Origin of the sequence: Hufsiella ginkgonis (assembly GCF_009834915.1) — a bacterium.
Classification (GTDB): domain Bacteria; phylum Bacteroidota; class Bacteroidia; order Sphingobacteriales; family Sphingobacteriaceae; genus Hufsiella; species Hufsiella ginkgonis.
Genome location: NZ_WVHS01000002.1, coordinates 12,403 through 28,936 on the forward strand (window position 1 = coordinate 12,403; position 16,534 = coordinate 28,936).

Below are 16,534 nucleotides of genomic sequence, written 5' to 3' on the forward strand. Positions count from 1 at the left end.
AAACCTTACGGTGCTTCGTTATCCTGGTAAAGCTCCTGGCAAACCGGGCAGTAGAACGTACGCCTGTTGGTCTTCCCCATATATTCTTTGTGAAAAGGGATATGGTCTCTCGGGCAGGTCTTTTTGGTATGTGCCAGCCAGTGTTTCTTAAGCGTGAACTCCTTCTTCCACCTGAGAAAATCGAAACTGTAATTAACGGCCTCCTCCGTCATCTCTGCGAGTTTGTTTTCGGGAATGTTCCCTACCAGGTTTCCGGGGTGCACATGGATGCGAAACAAGACTTCATTCTTAATGATATTGCCAACTCCGGCGAAAATCTCTTGGTTCAGTAACGCATCGCAGGCCAGCATTGCCGGGTTTTCGCGAAGTTTGCGGATGGCGCTATTGCCGTCCCAAGCGGGGCTCATTACATCGGCGGTCCAGTCATAAACCTCGTCGATCGGTTTTTCGATCAGCTGCACGGCGCAGGCGTACAAGTTGAGCTCGCCATCGTCGAACTGTAAACTTAACCGGGGAATAGCTGCCTTTCGCTCATTGATGAGGTAAGACCCGAATAGCATAAAATGGATCCTGACGGTAATGGTATCGAAGCAGATGAGGAAGTGTTTTCCCCAGCTTTTAAAGTCGGTGATCACCCGGTTGTTTAGTAAGGCGGGATCGAGCTTTTTTGTGGTGCCTTCTGCACGAAGCACTTTTTGGCCTTTAAATGCCTGGACCGCTTCTTTGAGAATGATGATGGTAGGACCTTCGGGCATATCGTTTTTACGGGGAGTAAAACAACTATTGAGCCAATAAAACCTCTTCACAAAAAAAGCCGTCTCATAAACGGCTTATGAGACGGCTTTTGTTTTTAGATCTTCTGATTTCTACCAGAGCCTGATCCTGTCTTCAGGCTTTTTGTACAGCTTGTTGCCGGGCTGTACATTAAACGCTTTATACCAGGCGTCCATGTTTACGGGAGCGCCGATGGTGCGGTACGGGCCGGGTGAATGCGAATCCGTAACGATCAGTTGTGCGGCGGTTTCGTTAAGGATATTTCCGCGCCAAACCTGTGCCCATGCCAGGAAGAAGCGCTGATCGGGCGTAAAGCCGTCTATCAGTTCGTTCGACTGGCCTTGTTTGGTCATTTTAAATGCTTCGTAAGCCGCGTTCAGTCCGCCGAGATCGCCGATATTTTCACCGAGTGTCAGCTTTCCGTTCACATGGATGGTATCCAGTACGGTATACGCATCGTATTGTTTCTGGAGCGCTTCCGCCTTTGCTTTAAACTTGGTACGGTCCTCGTCGGTCCACCAGTTGCGCAGGGTCCCGTCGGCATCATACTGGCTTCCCGAATCGTCGAATCCATGGGAGATCTCGTGCCCGATCACTGCCCCGATGCCGCCATAGTTTACGGCGTCATCCGCGTTGGGGTCAAAGAAAGGGAACTGGAGGATACCCGCGGGGAATACGATCTCGTTATTTACCGCATTGTAATAAGCGTTTACGGTAGGAGCGGTCATGCCCCAACGGCTTTTGTCTACCGGTTTGCCGAGCTGGTTTACCATCTCGTCATACTGGTACTCGCTTGAATTACGCAGGTTCGCGAAGAACGCTTTCTTGCTGATCTCCATGCCGTCATAGTTTTTCCATTTATCGGGATAAGCGATCTTCGGCGTAAAAGCGTGAAGCTTAGCCAGCGCCTTCTGTTTGGTGGCGGGGCTCATCCAGTCGAGGTTGTTGATGCGGATCTCGTATGCTTTCACCAGGTTCTGGATCATGGTGCTCATGCGGGCCTTTGCTTCGGGCTTAAAATGCTTCTGCACATACAGCTGGCCGAGCAATTCGCCCACAGTGCCATCGGTAAGTTGCGACATGCGCTGCCATCTCGGAGTTTGCACTTTCTGCCCGGTCATTACCTGGCTGTACGCGAAGTTCGCTTTTACGAATTCGGAGCTGAGGTAAGGTGCGGCGCTTTTAAGTACGTTCCATTGCAGGTAGTCCTGGAAATCCGCCGCAGGAGTGGTAGAAACCAGGTTATCGAGATCTTTAAAGAACTTGGGATTGCCAACCAGTACGGTATCCTGGCCGGTCACTTTCATTTTCGCCATCAGCGATTTCCAATCCAGGTTGGGCGTAGTTTTGCTAAAATCGGCTACAGAAAACTTATTGTAGGTCTTATACGGGTCGCGCATTTCCACGCGGCTCATTTGTGAAGCGGCCAGTTTTTTCTCCAGCTGGAAAACCGTTTCTGCTTTTTTCTCCGCTTCGGCCTGTGGTACGCCGGTGAGAGCAAACAGCCGGGTAATGTATGTTTTATAAGCCTGTTGGATCTTTAAGGTCGGTGCGTCGCTTTTGAGGTAATAATCACGATCTGGGAGTGTCGTGCCTCCCTGCGCAAGCTGCGGCACCATGTTCTTAACATTTTTACGGTCCTGCGCCACGCCAAATCCAAAAAGGGGAGCGCCTGCGCCGAAGGTACGCATTTCGGCAGCCAGGTTTACGGCTTCGGCGCCGCTTTTCACTGCGGCCGCTTTTGCCAGCTCGGGCTTGATGGGCGTGTACCCAAGCTTTTCGATGGCCACACTATCCATTCCTGCCGTGTAAAAATCGCCTACGCGGCGCTCGATCGAGCCGGCGGGCGCTTTCTTATTGTTGGCGGCATCGTTCAAAATGGTTTTTACGGCGTTGATGTTGAAGTCGCGAAGCTGGTTAAAGCTGCCCCAACGGGTTTCTTTGGCAGGAACCGGGTTTTTTTTGATCCAGTTCCCGCTGGCATACGTGTAAAAATCGTCGCCGGGAGGTACCGTTACGTCCATGTTAGACTGGTCAAGAAATTTGGGCTTAACCGATCGCGGGGAGTTGTGCTGCGCGGTAGCCTGCAGGGTCACCAGCATCATACCGGGAATTAAAAGTTTGTAAATGTTTTTTTCCATAGTGTTTTTTTTAACCGCGAAAGTCATACGCTTCAAGAAATACTAACGTTAATGAGAGATCACCGTACGCTGCGGGTTACGTTAGGGTGTAAATATATCCGATTCCACCATAAATAAGAAATTGACAGTAAGCGAAGATCACTTATTGAACCAGCCGAGGATCCGCCTGACGTGAGTAGAATGAAAAATTAAGCTTGAAATTTTAAGATTAGGAAAGAATTTCATAGTAAGTTCATCTTCAGGTAATATAACTGTAGATAATTAAGAATATTGTTCCGGGCTCCATTTTTTTGTTGCCGTCAGCCACCCGCCGCCAGCTTTTTGTAAGGCCAAAAAGGAGCTGAGAGCTGACGGCTGATAGTTGACAGCCAAAAAAATCTTATTTTTGCACCTCCCTTAACCCGGGAGCCCGAAGCATGAGTATTTCAAAGACATATAGTCCCCGAGAAGCAGAAGATAAATGGTACAATTACTGGATGGAAAAACGGTTTTTCCGCTCGGTGCCCGACGATCGTGAGCCTTACACCATTGTGATCCCGCCGCCTAACGTGACCGGTGTGCTGCATATGGGGCATATGCTGAACAATACCATCCAGGATGTGCTCATCCGCCGTGCACGCATGCAGGGTAAAAATGCCTGCTGGGTACCTGGAACAGACCATGCTTCTATTGCTACGGAGGCCAAGGTGGTAGCCATGCTGCGTGAGCGCGGTATTGAAAAAAAAGACCTTAGCCGGGAGGCTTTTATGGAGTACGCCTGGGAATGGAAAGAGAAATATGGCGGCATCATCCTCGAGCAGCTGAAAAAACTCGGTGCGTCCTGCGATTGGGACCGCACTAAATTCACCATGGACCAAGATCTTTCAGAAGCGGTGGTGGATACGTTCGTTCACCTATATAAAAAGGGCTGGATCTACCGCGGCATAAGAATGGTGAACTGGGACCCGAAAGGAAAAACCGCTGTTTCCGATGAGGAGGTGGTACGTAAAGAAGTAAATCAGAAGCTCTATTATATAAAATACGCCTTAATTGATCAGCAGCCAACCGGCAGCCACCAGCCATCGGTAAACAGTTATGTTGTTATTGCGACTACCAGGCCGGAAACCATCATGGCAGATGCTGCCGTTTGTATAAACCCGAATGACGGGCGGTATAAACACTTGAAAGGTAAATCGGTATATGTCCCGTTGATAAACAGGGAGATCCCCATCATTGAAGACGAGTATGTGACTATGGAATTCGGTACGGGTTGCTTAAAAGTAACGCCGGCGCATGACCTGAACGACTATGAGTTGGGCGTAAAACACCGCCTTAGCGTGATCGACATTTTAAATGACGATGGTACGCTAAACGAAAAAGCCGGGATACTGGTGGGAGAGGACCGGTTCGCCGCACGAAAAAAAATCGCAGAGCTTCTCGATCTTCATCACCATCTCGAGAAAGTAGAAGACTACAAATCGCAGGTCGGGTTTTCGGAACGCACCGATGCCGCGATCGAGCCCCGTCTTTCGATGCAGTGGTTTTGCAAAATGGGAGAGATGGCCGGCCCGGCATTGGATTATGTGCTGGATGGCGAAATAAAGCTCATTCCCGATAAGTTCGTAAACACCTATCGCCACTGGATGGAGAATGTAAAGGACTGGTGTATCAGCCGCCAGCTCTGGTGGGGGCAGCAGATCCCGGCGTGGTACAACCAGCACGGAGACTGGGTGGTTGCCAAAACGCGCGAAGAAGCCCTTGACGGTTTCCTGGAGAAAGCGGATCCCGACAGGAAGTTTTCTGAAAACGCCGCGCGCGGGTTTAAAGCGCAATTGGATCCGTTCCTTAAACAGGACGACGATGTGGTAGATACCTGGTTCTCTTCCTGGCTATGGCCGATCTCGGTGTTCGATACGAGCGTATTTGGAGATCCGGCCAACCCGGGAAACGCCGACCTGCAATATTATTACCCTACCAACGACCTGGTAACGGCGCCCGAGATCCTCTTCTTCTGGGTGGCCCGCATGGTGATGGCCGGACACGAATTTAAAGGGGAGGCGCCGTTTAAGAACGTATACCTTACCGGGATCGTCAGGGATAAGCTGGGCAGGAAGATGTCGAAATCGTTGGGCAACTCGCCCGACCCGATCGGCCTGATCGGGAAATACGGCGCTGATGGCGTTCGCGTGGGGATGCTTCTTTGCTCGCCCGCAGGTAACGACCTGATGTTCGATGAATCGTATTGCGAGCAGGGCAGGAACTTTGCCAATAAGGTGTGGAACGCCTTCCGCCTGCTGAAGGGCTGGGAGATAGATGATTCGATGCCGTTTGCTAACGCTGTGCCGGTAGCGTGGTTCGGCAACCGGTTTGCGGAAGCGTTGGAAGAGATCGACCAGCATTTTGATGGATACCGCCTGTCGGAAGCTTTAATGGCGACCTATAAACTGGTATGGGACGATTTTTGTGCCTGGTACCTGGAGATGATCAAACCCGCGTACCAGCAGCCGGTAGACCGGGAAACCTTTAACCACACCAAGGCATTTTTTAGCCAGGTTATTCGTTTGCTGCACCCTTTTATGCCTTTCCTGTCTGAAGAGCTATGGCACGACGACGTTTTTGGTGAACGGGCGGAAAGCGACTGTTGTATCGTTGCCGAATATCCTGTATTGGGCCATCCGACCAACGAGGTGCTGCTTTCGGAGATCCAGGCCGTGAAACAGCTGATATCCGAGATCCGGAACCTGCGAAACAGTAAACAATTATCCCCGAAAGAAGCATTACCGCTTACCGTTAAATCAGGTTCTGATACGGACTACCAGGTGTACAAAGACATCATCGTAAAGCTGGCCAATGTCAGCGAAGTGGCGATTTCCGAAGAGAAGGTAACAGGCGCGGCGTCGTTCCTGGTGGGACGCGACGAGTTCTTTGTTTCGATCCCCACCGGGTTGATCGATGCGGAATCAGAGCGCGAACGAATCACCAAAGAGATTGGATACCTGCGGGGATTCCTGAAATCAGTGGACGCCAAACTCTCCAATGAGCGCTTCGTGGCCAATGCCAAGCCGGAAGTGGTGGAGAACGAACGCAATAAGAAAGCGGATGCGGAAGCGAAGATCAGGATATTGGAGGAAAACGTTATACGTTTGACGTGAGACGTTATAATGATGACGCATAGCTGCGCTGTTTGAACGCGGGACAGGAACATGTAACGTAACTACAATTTTATACGACTCTTTATACGCCATTTTTATATTTGCCAACAAACCAAACCGTATGTTTTCCACCCGAAGAATCACATTTTTATTCCCGGCTGCCGTTGCTTTATTAAGTTTTGGCGCCTGCCAGCAGTCTAAACCTGTATCAGAAAACAAAGAACCGGCCGTTGCTGCGAAAGACCTCGTATCATGTACCGGCATCGGGGAAGTGAAGCTGACAGACAGTTACCAGGACCTTGAGAAGAAATTTGGCAAGGCCAACCTGACAGAACATGATAACAACGTGCTTGGCAAGTTCACCGCTATCTGGGACCAGAAACCCGAACAGGTTAATATCTACTGGAAAGAAAAGGCCGCGCCATATACACACATCGATTTTATGGAAACCGTATCACCCGACGCACCGTACACCACACAAAAGGGCTTAAAGGTGGGGATGCTGATGGTGGATGTGCAGAAGATTAATTCCGACATGCCGTTAACCTTTGTAAATCCTTACGCGAACCAGGATCCCGGCCTCATCACCAGCTTTAATAACGGTGAGCTGGCTATTGCCGATCCCTGCCTTTCGGGCCATGTAGAGGTAACCAAGACCCGTAATATTGATGCCAAAGTACTGGCGGCGTTTACCGGTGAGAAATCGGTAGAGTCGACCCACAAGCTCATCATGGGCGGGCGCATGGACGTGATCTTTGCGAATTTCCGTCTCGCCAATAAGTAACAACGGATCAGCTCCCGTTGGTATACATCGGGAGCTCTTCTATAAACTTGTAGGAGCGCCGCCCGAAATCCACTTCACAAAAATAGTGCTGCAGCCCGTTAGTAACCGCCAGGAAGCTCACCTGGTGTACCACGTTGTAGCGTGCTACCTGGTCGAAAGTCGCCTGGCTGATCTTAACCGACGGCGCCTTGCATTCCACCAGCAGCGTTTTATTCCCCGCCGCGTTAAATAATACGATATCGCTTCGCTTTTGCAGGCTATTGAGCTTCAATCCGCCTTCCAGGCCGATCAGCCCTTTGGGGTAATTCTTTTGCCTGATCAGGAACTGTACAAAATGTTGCCTTACCCACTCTTCGGGTGTAAGCACCAGGAATTTCCTGCGTACCTCATCAAAGATGAAGATAGTGCCCGACTCTTCTTTCAGCCTGAACGGGAACTGCGGCAGGTTAAGCGGGGTAGGATTGAACACGCAGGCAAAGATAATGAAATGGCCAGGTAAATATTTCCTAAATGCCACAGGAAACGCCGTGTTTATTGCCGCGATTAGCTAAATTCGCATCGTGTCTGTCGCCAATATTCTGTCTGATCTAAAGGCCGGGAAATATAAGCCTGTTTACCTGCTGCATGGGGAGGAGCCGTATTATGTCGACCTGGTAAGCGACTACATCGAAAAAAACGTACTGTCTGACGGGGAAAAGGGCTTCAACCAGACCGTGTTGTACGGAAGAGACACGGACGTGCAAACGATCCTGAACGCCGCAAAGCGCTACCCCATGATGAGCGATTACCAGGTAGTGATCGTCAAGGAAGCCCAGGAGCTTAAATGGGGGAAAGAAGGGGTCGGTGATCCTTTTGCCGGCTATGTAGAAAACCCGTTGCGGAGCACTATCCTGGTGATCTGTTTTAAATATGCCAGGTTCGATAAGCGAAAAAAACTGTACAAGGCCTTCGAGAAAAGTGGTGTGGTGCTCGAATCTGCCCCGATCTATGAAAGCAAGCTTCCGGCATGGATTGAAGAAGCCGTGGCCGCAAAAGGGTACCGGGTTCACGCACGCGCTGCTGCTATGATAGCCGGGTACCTGGGTAACGACCTGTCTAAAATTGCCAATGAACTGGAGAAGCTGATGCTGAACATACCCAAAGGACAGGAGATCTCCCCGGATGACGTGCAGAACAACATCGGCATCAGCAAAGAATATAATGTATTCGAGCTGCAGGCCGCGATCGCCAAACGCGACATCTTTAAAGCAAACCAGGTGATTGACTATTTCGCCGCCAACCCAAAGTCGAACCCGGCGGTACTGGTGCTTGGCAACCTGAATACGTATTTCGGCAAAGTCCTGAAATACCATTACGTAGCCGACCGCTCGCCGCAGGGCCTGGCACGTGAGCTCGGCGTAAATCCCTATTTTGTGAAAGATTACGAAATGGCCGGACGCAATTATCCTGTTGGCAAGATCTTTAACGTGATCAGCTACCTGAGAGATTATGACCTGAAAACCAAGGGAGTAGATTCTACCGGTAACACCACGCAGGGCGAACTGATGAAGGAACTGGTATTTAAGATCATCCATTGAAACTGCCGCTTTCATTTTACCAGCGGGACGATGTGCTCGCGATTGCCCGGGAGCTGAACGGGAAGTGCCTGTATACCTGTGTAGACGGGTTACTTACCGGCGGTATGATCGTAGAAACCGAAGCCTATCGCGGGCCGGATGACCGTGGCTCTCATGCCTGGAACGACCGCCGCACGCCCCGCAACGAAATGATGTATGCTGCCGGGGGCGTAGTATACATGTATATCTGTTACGGAATACACGATATGCTGAACATCGTGACCGGCGACGAGGGCTCATCGCACGCCATTCTTATCCGTGCCATAGAGCCATTAACCGGGCTTGAGGTTATGCGGGACCGGAGAAATGTCCATCATGCGGATGTGCGCCTGTGCCAGGGACCTGGCGCCCTTGCAAAAGCCTTGGGCCTGAATAAGATACATAACGGTGCTTCCCTGGCCGGCGATGAGATCTGGATAACGGATAATCCTTCCCCGGAACCGTTAGAGATCGCTTCCTCCGCCCGGATCGGCCTCAATTTCCCCGGGATCTACCGTGACATTCCCTGGCGTTTTTATGTGCGCGGCAACCGCTACGTAAGCAGGAATAAAACGTAGTAACTCAAGTTTGCTGTAAAAAAATAAAACCGGCCCTGCTGTAACTTGTTCAACCTGAAAGGATTCTACCAAACCCTTAAGAACAAGGTTATGAAAACAACCAGATCAATGATAGCAGCCATCGCTTTCACGGCAGTGAGCGGTATCGCGCTGGCACAAAATCCGCCGGCAAAGGAAACCAAATCCACAAGGGACACTATCAGGACTGCGGCTCCTGCACCGGTAAGGCGCGATACGGTAGCAAGAAAAGAGACGCGGTCTACGCGGGATACCATTAAAACTTCGGCGCCGCCAACGCCCCGTGACACTACGCGGAGAGATACCACCAGGAAGCCCGTACCCGGGAAAAACTAACAGGAATACCTCCGGGAACGGGTGTCTCAGAACAGGCTAAGCTGCGCAGTTGACGGCGGGTTTGCCTTTCCAAGTACGGTTCGTCCGCCGTATTTCCATGATTCGTAACGTTCTTTCCGGATCACCTGGTCAAAATTGGCATTTGGGGTGAAGCCCCGTTCGGCATTACGTGCGATTTCGCCCAGTTTCTGGATCGCGCGCAGTTTATCGCCCTGGTCGATCTTAGCCCGCTGAACCGCTTTCTCCAGCGTGCCGATCGTTTCGTCATAAACCTTTAGCGGAACAGGGAACGGGTGCCCGTCTTTTCCGCCATGGGCGAAGGAAAAGCGCGCCGGGTCTTTGAACCGGGAAGGAGTACCATAGATCACTTCGCTTACCAGCGCCAGCGATTGCAGGGTGCGCGGCCCCAGGCCTTCAAGCAGCAGCAGTTCCTCGAAGTCTGCAGGTTTGCGCTCGTGGGCGAGCCATAATACGGCGCCGAGCCGTTTCAGGTCTACATCTTTCGCCTGTACGTCATGGCGGGCCGGCATCACCAGCTTTCGCGTTTCCGCGATCATCTTATCGGGGTGTTCGCCCATGATTTCGAGCATGGCGTTCCGGGCGGGCGCAGAACGGCTCGTGGCGAGGTTCAGGATGGTTCCCTGGTTCGGGCCAAAGATACCGGTGTGCGGATCGTCGATGAAAGATGCCAGTTCCGGCGAATGCCAGTGATAGCGGCGCGCGGTAACGTTTACATGGTTCATGCCCTGCTGCACCACCGCCCATTGCCCTTCGCTGCTCACCACGAAGTTATGGGTGTATAGCTGGAAACCGTCTTGGATAGCCGTATTATCAACCTTTGCGCTGAGCTTACTGCATTTAACGAGGTGGGCGCCGTCGAGACCGGTGCGTTCACCCGCCGCCAGGAGTTCGCGGGGCGCCAGCCGGGAGTGTTTGCCTTTACCGCCACAAATGTAAATGCCAAGTTCCTGCGATCGCGGGTTGATGGCTGCCTTTAAAGCCCCCATCACGGAAGTAGTGATGCCCGATGAATGCCAATCCATGCCCAGTACCGCGCCAAAGCTCTGGAACCAAAACGGATCGCTTAAGCGGCGTATTACCTCGTTCCTCCCGAATTCGGTAATGATCGACTCGGTAATGGCTAACCCAAGCCTGGCCATCCGCTCGGCAAGCCACCTGGGCACGTACCCGTAATGTAAGGGGAGATCTGCTGACCCGGAATGTTTCATGCTAACAAAATTAGTAAATATTTTCTGCAACTATTGCAGGTAAAGGGGGACTTTCTTACTTTCATGGGCGATATGAAGATCCCTGTTTTTAGCCCTTCCGGGTTTGGTAAAATTGTGAACGGATGAATATAGAAGAGCTGCGCGACTATTGCCTCGATAAAAAAGGCACCACCGAGGGGTTTCCTTTCGGTGAAGAGGTGCTGGTGTTTAAAGTAGGCGGTAAAATGTTCCTGCTGGCGCCGGTAGAGGGCCGGTTAACGATGAATGCCAAGTGCGACCCGGACCGGGCGGTAGAGCTGAGGGAACGCTACCCGGAGATCGTCCCGGGCTACCATATGAATAAGCAGCAATGGAATACGGTGGACCTTACAGGAAACTTACCAAATGGCCTGATCAGGGAGCTCGTTGACCATTCCTACGATCTTGTTTACCGGAAATTGACGAAGAAACTGCAGCATGAGATCGCTGACGGCACATGGCTGCCTGAATAAGCTGACCAAAAGTTATACATTGTAATTCACACAAGATGTCGACAGAAGTAAAGTGTCCGGGATGCGGACATACCTTTCCCATCGAGGAGGTAATGACCGAGGAATACAAGAAAGAGCTCCGGGAGAAAATGAATTCCTTTAAAAAGGAGAAGGACGAGGAGTATTCGCGGAAGCTGGAAGAATTTAACCGGCGTGAAAGGGCCCAGGCCCAGGCATACGAGCACCAGCTGGCGGAAGAACGGAAACGCCTCCAGGCTCAATTGGAAGAAAGTTTGCGAAAAAGCATTTCTGCTGATTATACTTACCAGATCCAGCTGCTCGAAACCGCTAATAAAGAGAACGAAACCCGTCTGCAACTGGCGCGGGAAAAAGAAATGGCGTTCCTGCAGCAGGAACAGGTATTGAAATCCCGGGAAGCGGAGCTGGAACTGGAAGTGCAGCGTAAGCTGCACCAACAGCGCGGCGAACTGACCGAGCAGATCCGCAAGCAGGAACATGACCGCTCGCTGCAAAAAGATACGGAGCACCAGCTCCGGGTAAAAGAACTCGAGAAACAGCTCGACGACCAGAAAAAGCTGGCCGAGGAAATGAAGCGTAAGGCGGAACAGGGATCTACACAACTGCAGGGCGAAGTACAGGAGCTGATCCTGGAGGAACTGCTCAGGGCGACCTTCCCGTTCGATATGGTGACCGAAGTCGGGAAAGGCGTCAGGGGAGCCGATTGCGTGCAGACCATCCGTAACCAGTTCGGGCAGGAATGCGGCAAGATCATTTATGAAAGTAAACGCACCAAGGATTTTTCGCAGGACTGGATCGAAAAGCTGAAGAAGGATATGCGCGGCCTTGGCGTAGACATCGCCGTGATCGTAACGCAATGCTACCCAAGGGGGATGGACTGTTTCGGTGAACGCGACGGGGTTTGGATCTGCTCTTTCGAAGAGGTGAAAGCCGTGGCCTATGTGCTGAGAGATACCGTGATCAGGCTGGCGAATGTTTCCCGTTCGCAGGAAAATAAAGGAGAAAAGATGCATATGTTGTACCATTATCTTACCGGAACGGAGTTCTCTGAACAGTGGAAAGCCATACGGGAAGGATTTATGAGCATGAAGCTGTCTATCCAGCGCGAGCGCGACGTCATGGAGAAGCTATGGAAGGCCCGTGAAAAGCAACTGGAAAAAGTGTTACTGAATGCTGCGCACATTCGCGGATCTATTGAAGGGATCGCCGGGAGCGATAACATCAGCCTGAGCCTCTCTGACGAAGAAGAAGACCCCCTGCTGATCGGGTAAACAAAGCATCAACCCGATCGATCCCAAACAAATTATGGCCTGTCACTTATAATTGGTAAATTTCCTTCGCATGAGCAAATTTGAAATACCTGAGCGGGTGATCTTCGTGTGTACCGGGAGCAAGTGCGAAAAACGCGGAAGTAAATATCTGTATAAGTCCCTGAAGGCTTACCTGAAACAAAAGGGAATGAGGGATAAACTGGAAGTGATGGAGGTGGATTGTACGGACAGGTGCAAATTCGCCCCTGTATTAACCATTCAGCCAGATAATATCTGGCTGAATGAGTATACGGAAAAACAGGTTTTTAAGCAGGTTGAACGCCTTGAGCAAGATTAACTACGCTTCGCTGTCGTATTTGATGCTGCCAACGTGTTTGTCGATCTGCCAGCGACCGGTGCCTTCTTCGCCGATCACTTCGAAGAGCTCGAGTGCACGACGGGCCTTGTATTCTTCTTCACGCTGTTCTTTCAGGAACCAGTTCAGGAATTCCATGGTTACAAAATCCTGTTCTTTATGGCATTTTGCAGCGATGTTCTTGAATGATTGGGTAATGGCCACTTCCTGGTCGAGTGCATCTTCAAATACTTCCCTGAAAGAATTGTATTCGATCTTGATATTGGTGATCTCGGGAGAAATGGCGGTGCCACCCATATCCAATACGTATTTATACAATTTCATCTGGTGGTGGCGCTCTTCTTCCGCTTGTTTGAAGAAATAGTCGGCCGATCCGTCAAATCCATTGCGGTCACACCACGATGCCATAGAAAGGTAGATAGAGGAAGAATACGCTTCTTTTTTTATTTGCTGGTTTAATACGGCCTCGATCTCGGCAGAGATCAGGCTTCGTACGCGGATAAGATCTTTCATAAAGCTGATATTAATAACATTGACAACGCAATAATAATGCTAATAATAGCAACGCCTGAATATTTGCGCAATATAAAATGAGTCTAAATATAGGCTAAAAGCCTGTAAAGTAGTAATTGCCAGGGAATTAGCAGCTTAATATACAAGCCTGTTGAGGCAATCAGTGATTAGGTGGTTTAATTCGAGCATGACAAAAGTGCCCTGTAACAGTTCCTTTAAAGCGATCACTTCAGCTACAGAAAGCACATAACAATGTTCGCAGGCGCAGAGAAAAATGATTTCTACATCGGGAACAGCGGCGGTATCCAATAACGCGCGCTCAATGTCAATGCTGTAAACGGCTTTTTTAAGTTTCAGGAGGCAGCGGTAATCGAACTTTGCACTCTTACCCGCAAATTCTATGAGCCATTGATGCGATTTGTCGCATTGCTGGACAGAGCCATGTTTTGTGTGAAACACTTCTGTTAAAGAGGAGGAAGCACTGCCCGTTTCGATCATCATGTTATTACCCACAAAGATTGCAATTATTTAGAACTGATCCAAATAAAAGTGAAAGGAAATTTTGGGGGAGAGGGGAGAATAGGGAATAGAAAATAGAGAATAGAAAATAGGGTGTGATACTTGGGTAGCGGGTGATCATGATGCGGTATAGTACTCTTCTTTCTCGGTAGTGTGCAATTTCACTACACCAGAGAGCACCAGGTTCACCAGGATGCGCTGCGCCCTGCGGCGCGACAATTTCATCAGCCTGCCATATTCGCCGGAGGTAATGCGCTGGTTGTTTTCCAGGTATTCGAGCAGCTCCTTTTCTTTGGCGGAGTATTCGATAAGTACACCCTCATCGCTGTTGCTGCGTTTTAATACGTCTACCACGATCTTGCTGGCCAACAGGCTCTTGTCTTTCACCCGGATATATACCCACCAGCGATGATCATCGCCCAGCGCATAATGCGGCTTGGTATCGCTCTCTTTTATTTCGGCTACCAGCACGATTTTATCGTCTATGTATACTTCTTCAAAGATGGGATCGATGGTGGGCCTGCAATAGGACAGGCCAGCACGGGTGAGCATGTATCTCTCCTCGTCCTCAGATTTTACGCCGTTAATGCTGCCGTCATCGCGCACGCCGATCAGCAGTCTGCCGCCTTTGTTGTTGGCAAAAGCGACCAGTGTTTTTGCGATCTTCTCGCAATTGTTTATCGTTTTCTTGAAATCTAAAGTTGCGCTTTCACCCTCCAGGATTAACTTCTTTATATTCATCTCTTTAAATAAGTTAGCCGGCGGCCTGCCTTACAACCGCCTGATGTAAACCTCATTTTGTACGTTGGCGCACACCTCACCCTGCCGGTTAAGGATCTGGAGTGAAAAGGTCCGTACAAATTTTCCTTCCGAATTTAATACTGCGATGGCATCTTCCACATCCTTATCTTCCAGCTGGATCTTAAAATGCATCCGCGAACGGCCGGGCTTAAGGTAGCTGATCGAAGCACTTTTTAACCAGACCCGTACCTTGAAACCGTTTCGCTGCATCACCTGGTCGAGCAGCACGGAATAAAAGGGATCTGCCGCGCTGAAGATCGTCCCCCCGAAGACCGAACGGTTATAATTAAGGTTAAGGATACTTTTTGTGATGTGTACCTCGGCACTTCTGAAATCCTTGCCAAACCTGGCCACCCAGATACGTTGAAAAAAAAGAGGAGGGTAAAACCGCATCGCCCACTTCAACACATTCTCGGAAACTACCATGACGGTAAATATGAGGAAAAATATGTTAAGTAGTAGTGACGGCGGGAAGTGATTATATAGATCCCCAGCGCTAGCGGCCGGCATATTTATAAATAAAAAACCCCTGCTAACAGAACAGCAAGCAGGGGTAAAAATTACAACAAATGTTTAACCTCGCGGGACGCAAGGGTATTCCTATTTGCACTGTAAATCAATATATTGAATGCAAAATCCGTGCCTTTTGTTTTAAAAAAAATAAAATTTGCCGGGGTTTTATAATTTAGCGGCTTAAACCGTTGTAAACCTTTTCACCAGATGACAAAACCCGCTTCCAAGAATGTGATATTTTTAGTGATCGTAGCAGCATTAGGATATTTTGTGGATATCTATGACCTGGTACTATTCTCGATCGTGAGGGTGCAGAGTTTTAAGGACATCGGCATCACCAACCCGGAAGACATCACCGCCAACGGCGAGTTCGTTTTGAACATGCAGATGGGCGGATTACTGCTTGGAGGCATCCTTTGGGGGGTATTGGGTGATAAGATCGGTCGTGTAAGGGTACTTTTCGGTTCGATCCTGCTGTACTCACTGGCAAACTTTGCGAACGGGATGGTGGCGGACATCAATACCTATGCTTTTATCCGCCTTATTGCCGGCATCGGGCTGGCCGGTGAGCTCGGTGCGGGGATCACGCTGGTAAGCGAAACCATGAGCAAAGAGAACAGGGGATATGGCACGATGATCGTAGCCGGCGTAGGATTGTTAGGTGCGGTAGCGGCCAACATGGTAAACGAAATGTTTAGCTGGAAAACGGCTTTTTTTGTGGGCGGCGGTATGGGCTTGCTGTTATTGGCGCTTCGGGTAGGTACTTTCGAGTCGGGCATGTTTAAGGGGATCGCCGGAAAAAAGGTGGCCCGCGGCGATGTCAGGCTGCTGCTGTTTAACGGCAAGCGGTTGTATAAATACGTGTGCTGCATCCTGATCGGTGCACCGCTTTGGTTCGTGGTAGGCATCCTGGTAACGCAGGCCATGGAGTTCGGCAGCGCAAAGGCGCTGAACGCCACCAGCCCCCTCAGCGCGGGAAAGGGGATCATGTTCACTTATATCGGCATTTCTATTGGCGATATCCTCGCCGGGTTGCTTGCACAGGTTACCCGTTCGCGTAAGCTGACCATGATGGTATTCCTGCTTCTCTCGCTGGTAAGCGTCACCACCTATCTCCGTAGTTATGGCCTGAGCCCGGAGACGTTCCGCTGGCTATGTCTTTTTATGGGTATTTCCGTGGGATACTGGGCTACTTTCGTTACCATCGCCTCGGAGCAGTTCGGTACAAACATCCGTGCTACGGTGACCACTACCGTGCCGAATTTCGTTCGCGGTGCGCTTATTCCTATCACGTTCGCGTTTGGTGCGTTCCGCGCGCATTTCGGGACCATTACGGCCGCTTACCTGATGATGGGGATTCTTTCGGTGCTGTCGCTCTTCGCACTTAGTCAGTTGAAAGAAACATTTGGCAAAGACCTCGACTATATGGAGGGCGAGGAATTAGAGATCAGCTAATCTTGATTACCT

Annotated in this window: 17 protein-coding genes; 9 read left to right on the top strand and 8 right to left on the bottom strand. The window is 50.3% G+C overall.

The features are described from left to right. Positions 1 to 5: 5 nt before the first annotated feature. The gene (locus GS398_RS06815) at positions 6 to 755 is read right to left on the bottom strand and encodes a DNA-formamidopyrimidine glycosylase family protein (RefSeq protein WP_160906030.1); all 750 of its coding nucleotides are present in this window, start codon (positions 753 to 755) and stop codon (positions 6 to 8) included. Positions 756 to 866: 111 nt separating this feature from the next. Further along, a complete protein-coding gene (locus GS398_RS06820) occupies positions 867 to 2,915 on the bottom strand; it encodes a M13 family metallopeptidase (RefSeq protein ID WP_160906031.1) in 2,049 nt (682 codons plus the stop codon). Positions 2,916 to 3,331: 416 nt separating this feature from the next. Here GS398_RS06820 and GS398_RS06825 point away from each other — a divergent pair, with 416 nt between their 5' ends. Next, the gene (locus GS398_RS06825; RefSeq protein WP_160906032.1) at positions 3,332 to 6,046 is read left to right on the top strand and encodes a valine--tRNA ligase; all 2,715 of its coding nucleotides are present in this window, start codon (positions 3,332 to 3,334) and stop codon (positions 6,044 to 6,046) included. Between the two features lie 121 nt (positions 6,047 to 6,167). Further along, positions 6,168 to 6,830, top strand: a complete 663-nt coding sequence (locus tag GS398_RS06830; RefSeq protein ID WP_160906033.1) for a hypothetical protein — start codon at positions 6,168 to 6,170, stop codon at positions 6,828 to 6,830. Positions 6,831 to 6,837: 7 nt separating this feature from the next. Here GS398_RS06830 and GS398_RS06835 read toward each other — a convergent pair whose 3' ends face one another. Next, positions 6,838 to 7,299, bottom strand: coding sequence for a type I restriction enzyme HsdR N-terminal domain-containing protein (locus GS398_RS06835; RefSeq protein WP_160906034.1), 462 nt, complete (start codon positions 7,297 to 7,299; stop codon positions 6,838 to 6,840). Positions 7,300 to 7,390: 91 nt separating this feature from the next. Here GS398_RS06835 and holA point away from each other — a divergent pair, with 91 nt between their 5' ends. From holA to GS398_RS06850, 3 genes are all read left to right on the top strand, one after another. Then, positions 7,391 to 8,407, top strand: a complete 1,017-nt coding sequence (holA, locus tag GS398_RS06840; protein WP_160906035.1) for a DNA polymerase III subunit delta — start codon at positions 7,391 to 7,393, stop codon at positions 8,405 to 8,407. Next, positions 8,404 to 9,003 (top strand): DNA-3-methyladenine glycosylase, encoded by a 600-nt coding sequence (locus GS398_RS06845; RefSeq protein ID WP_160906036.1) that lies wholly within the window; start codon positions 8,404 to 8,406, stop codon positions 9,001 to 9,003. Before holA ends, GS398_RS06845 begins: the two co-directional genes overlap by 4 nt. A 90-nt stretch (positions 9,004 to 9,093) precedes the next feature. Further along, on the top strand, positions 9,094 to 9,357 hold the full coding sequence (locus tag GS398_RS06850; protein WP_160906037.1) for a hypothetical protein: 264 nt from the start codon (positions 9,094 to 9,096) through the stop codon (positions 9,355 to 9,357). A 26-nt stretch (positions 9,358 to 9,383) separates the two neighbouring features. On the opposite strand, the gene GS398_RS06855 is transcribed toward GS398_RS06850, so the two are convergent. After that, positions 9,384 to 10,586, bottom strand: coding sequence for a DUF763 domain-containing protein (locus tag GS398_RS06855; RefSeq protein WP_160906038.1), 1,203 nt, complete (start codon positions 10,584 to 10,586; stop codon positions 9,384 to 9,386). Between the two features lie 122 nt (positions 10,587 to 10,708). Here GS398_RS06855 and GS398_RS06860 point away from each other — a divergent pair, with 122 nt between their 5' ends. The 3 genes from GS398_RS06860 (at position 10,709) to GS398_RS06870 (ending at position 12,703) form a co-directional block, all read left to right on the top strand. Then, positions 10,709 to 11,077 (top strand): MmcQ/YjbR family DNA-binding protein, encoded by a 369-nt coding sequence (locus GS398_RS06860; RefSeq protein ID WP_160906039.1) that lies wholly within the window; start codon positions 10,709 to 10,711, stop codon positions 11,075 to 11,077. A gap of 35 nt (positions 11,078 to 11,112) precedes the next feature. Continuing rightward, positions 11,113 to 12,366: a DUF2130 domain-containing protein gene (locus GS398_RS06865; protein ID WP_237488126.1), complete on the top strand. Its 1,254-nt coding sequence runs from the start codon at positions 11,113 to 11,115 to the stop codon at positions 12,364 to 12,366. Positions 12,367 to 12,436: 70 nt separating this feature from the next. Next, positions 12,437 to 12,703, top strand: a complete 267-nt coding sequence (locus GS398_RS06870; RefSeq protein ID WP_160906040.1) for a (2Fe-2S) ferredoxin domain-containing protein — start codon at positions 12,437 to 12,439, stop codon at positions 12,701 to 12,703. On the opposite strand, the gene GS398_RS06875 is transcribed toward GS398_RS06870, so the two are convergent. The 4 genes from GS398_RS06875 to GS398_RS06890 all read right to left on the bottom strand — a co-directional run bounded on the left by GS398_RS06875 (position 12,704) and on the right by GS398_RS06890 (position 14,980). Beyond that, complete coding sequence (locus GS398_RS06875; protein WP_160906041.1) at positions 12,704 to 13,234, bottom strand: ferritin; 531 nt, start codon at positions 13,232 to 13,234, stop codon at positions 12,704 to 12,706. A 135-nt stretch (positions 13,235 to 13,369) separates the two neighbouring features. Then, entirely contained in the window at positions 13,370 to 13,735 is a 366-nt protein-coding gene (locus tag GS398_RS06880; RefSeq protein WP_237488127.1) for a hypothetical protein, read from the bottom strand. Between the two features lie 135 nt (positions 13,736 to 13,870). Continuing rightward, entirely contained in the window at positions 13,871 to 14,494 is a 624-nt protein-coding gene (locus GS398_RS06885; protein ID WP_160906042.1) for an AlbA family DNA-binding domain-containing protein, read from the bottom strand. Between the two features lie 30 nt (positions 14,495 to 14,524). Then, positions 14,525 to 14,980, bottom strand: coding sequence for a DUF4442 domain-containing protein (locus tag GS398_RS06890; RefSeq protein WP_160906043.1), 456 nt, complete (start codon positions 14,978 to 14,980; stop codon positions 14,525 to 14,527). A gap of 294 nt (positions 14,981 to 15,274) precedes the next feature. Between GS398_RS06890 and GS398_RS06895 the strand changes: the two genes are divergently transcribed. Beyond that, positions 15,275 to 16,522 carry an MFS transporter gene (locus GS398_RS06895; RefSeq protein ID WP_160906044.1) on the top strand — a complete coding sequence of 416 codons (1,248 nt, stop codon included), beginning with the start codon at positions 15,275 to 15,277 and terminating at the stop codon, positions 16,520 to 16,522. Positions 16,523 to 16,534 lie beyond the last annotated feature (12 nt).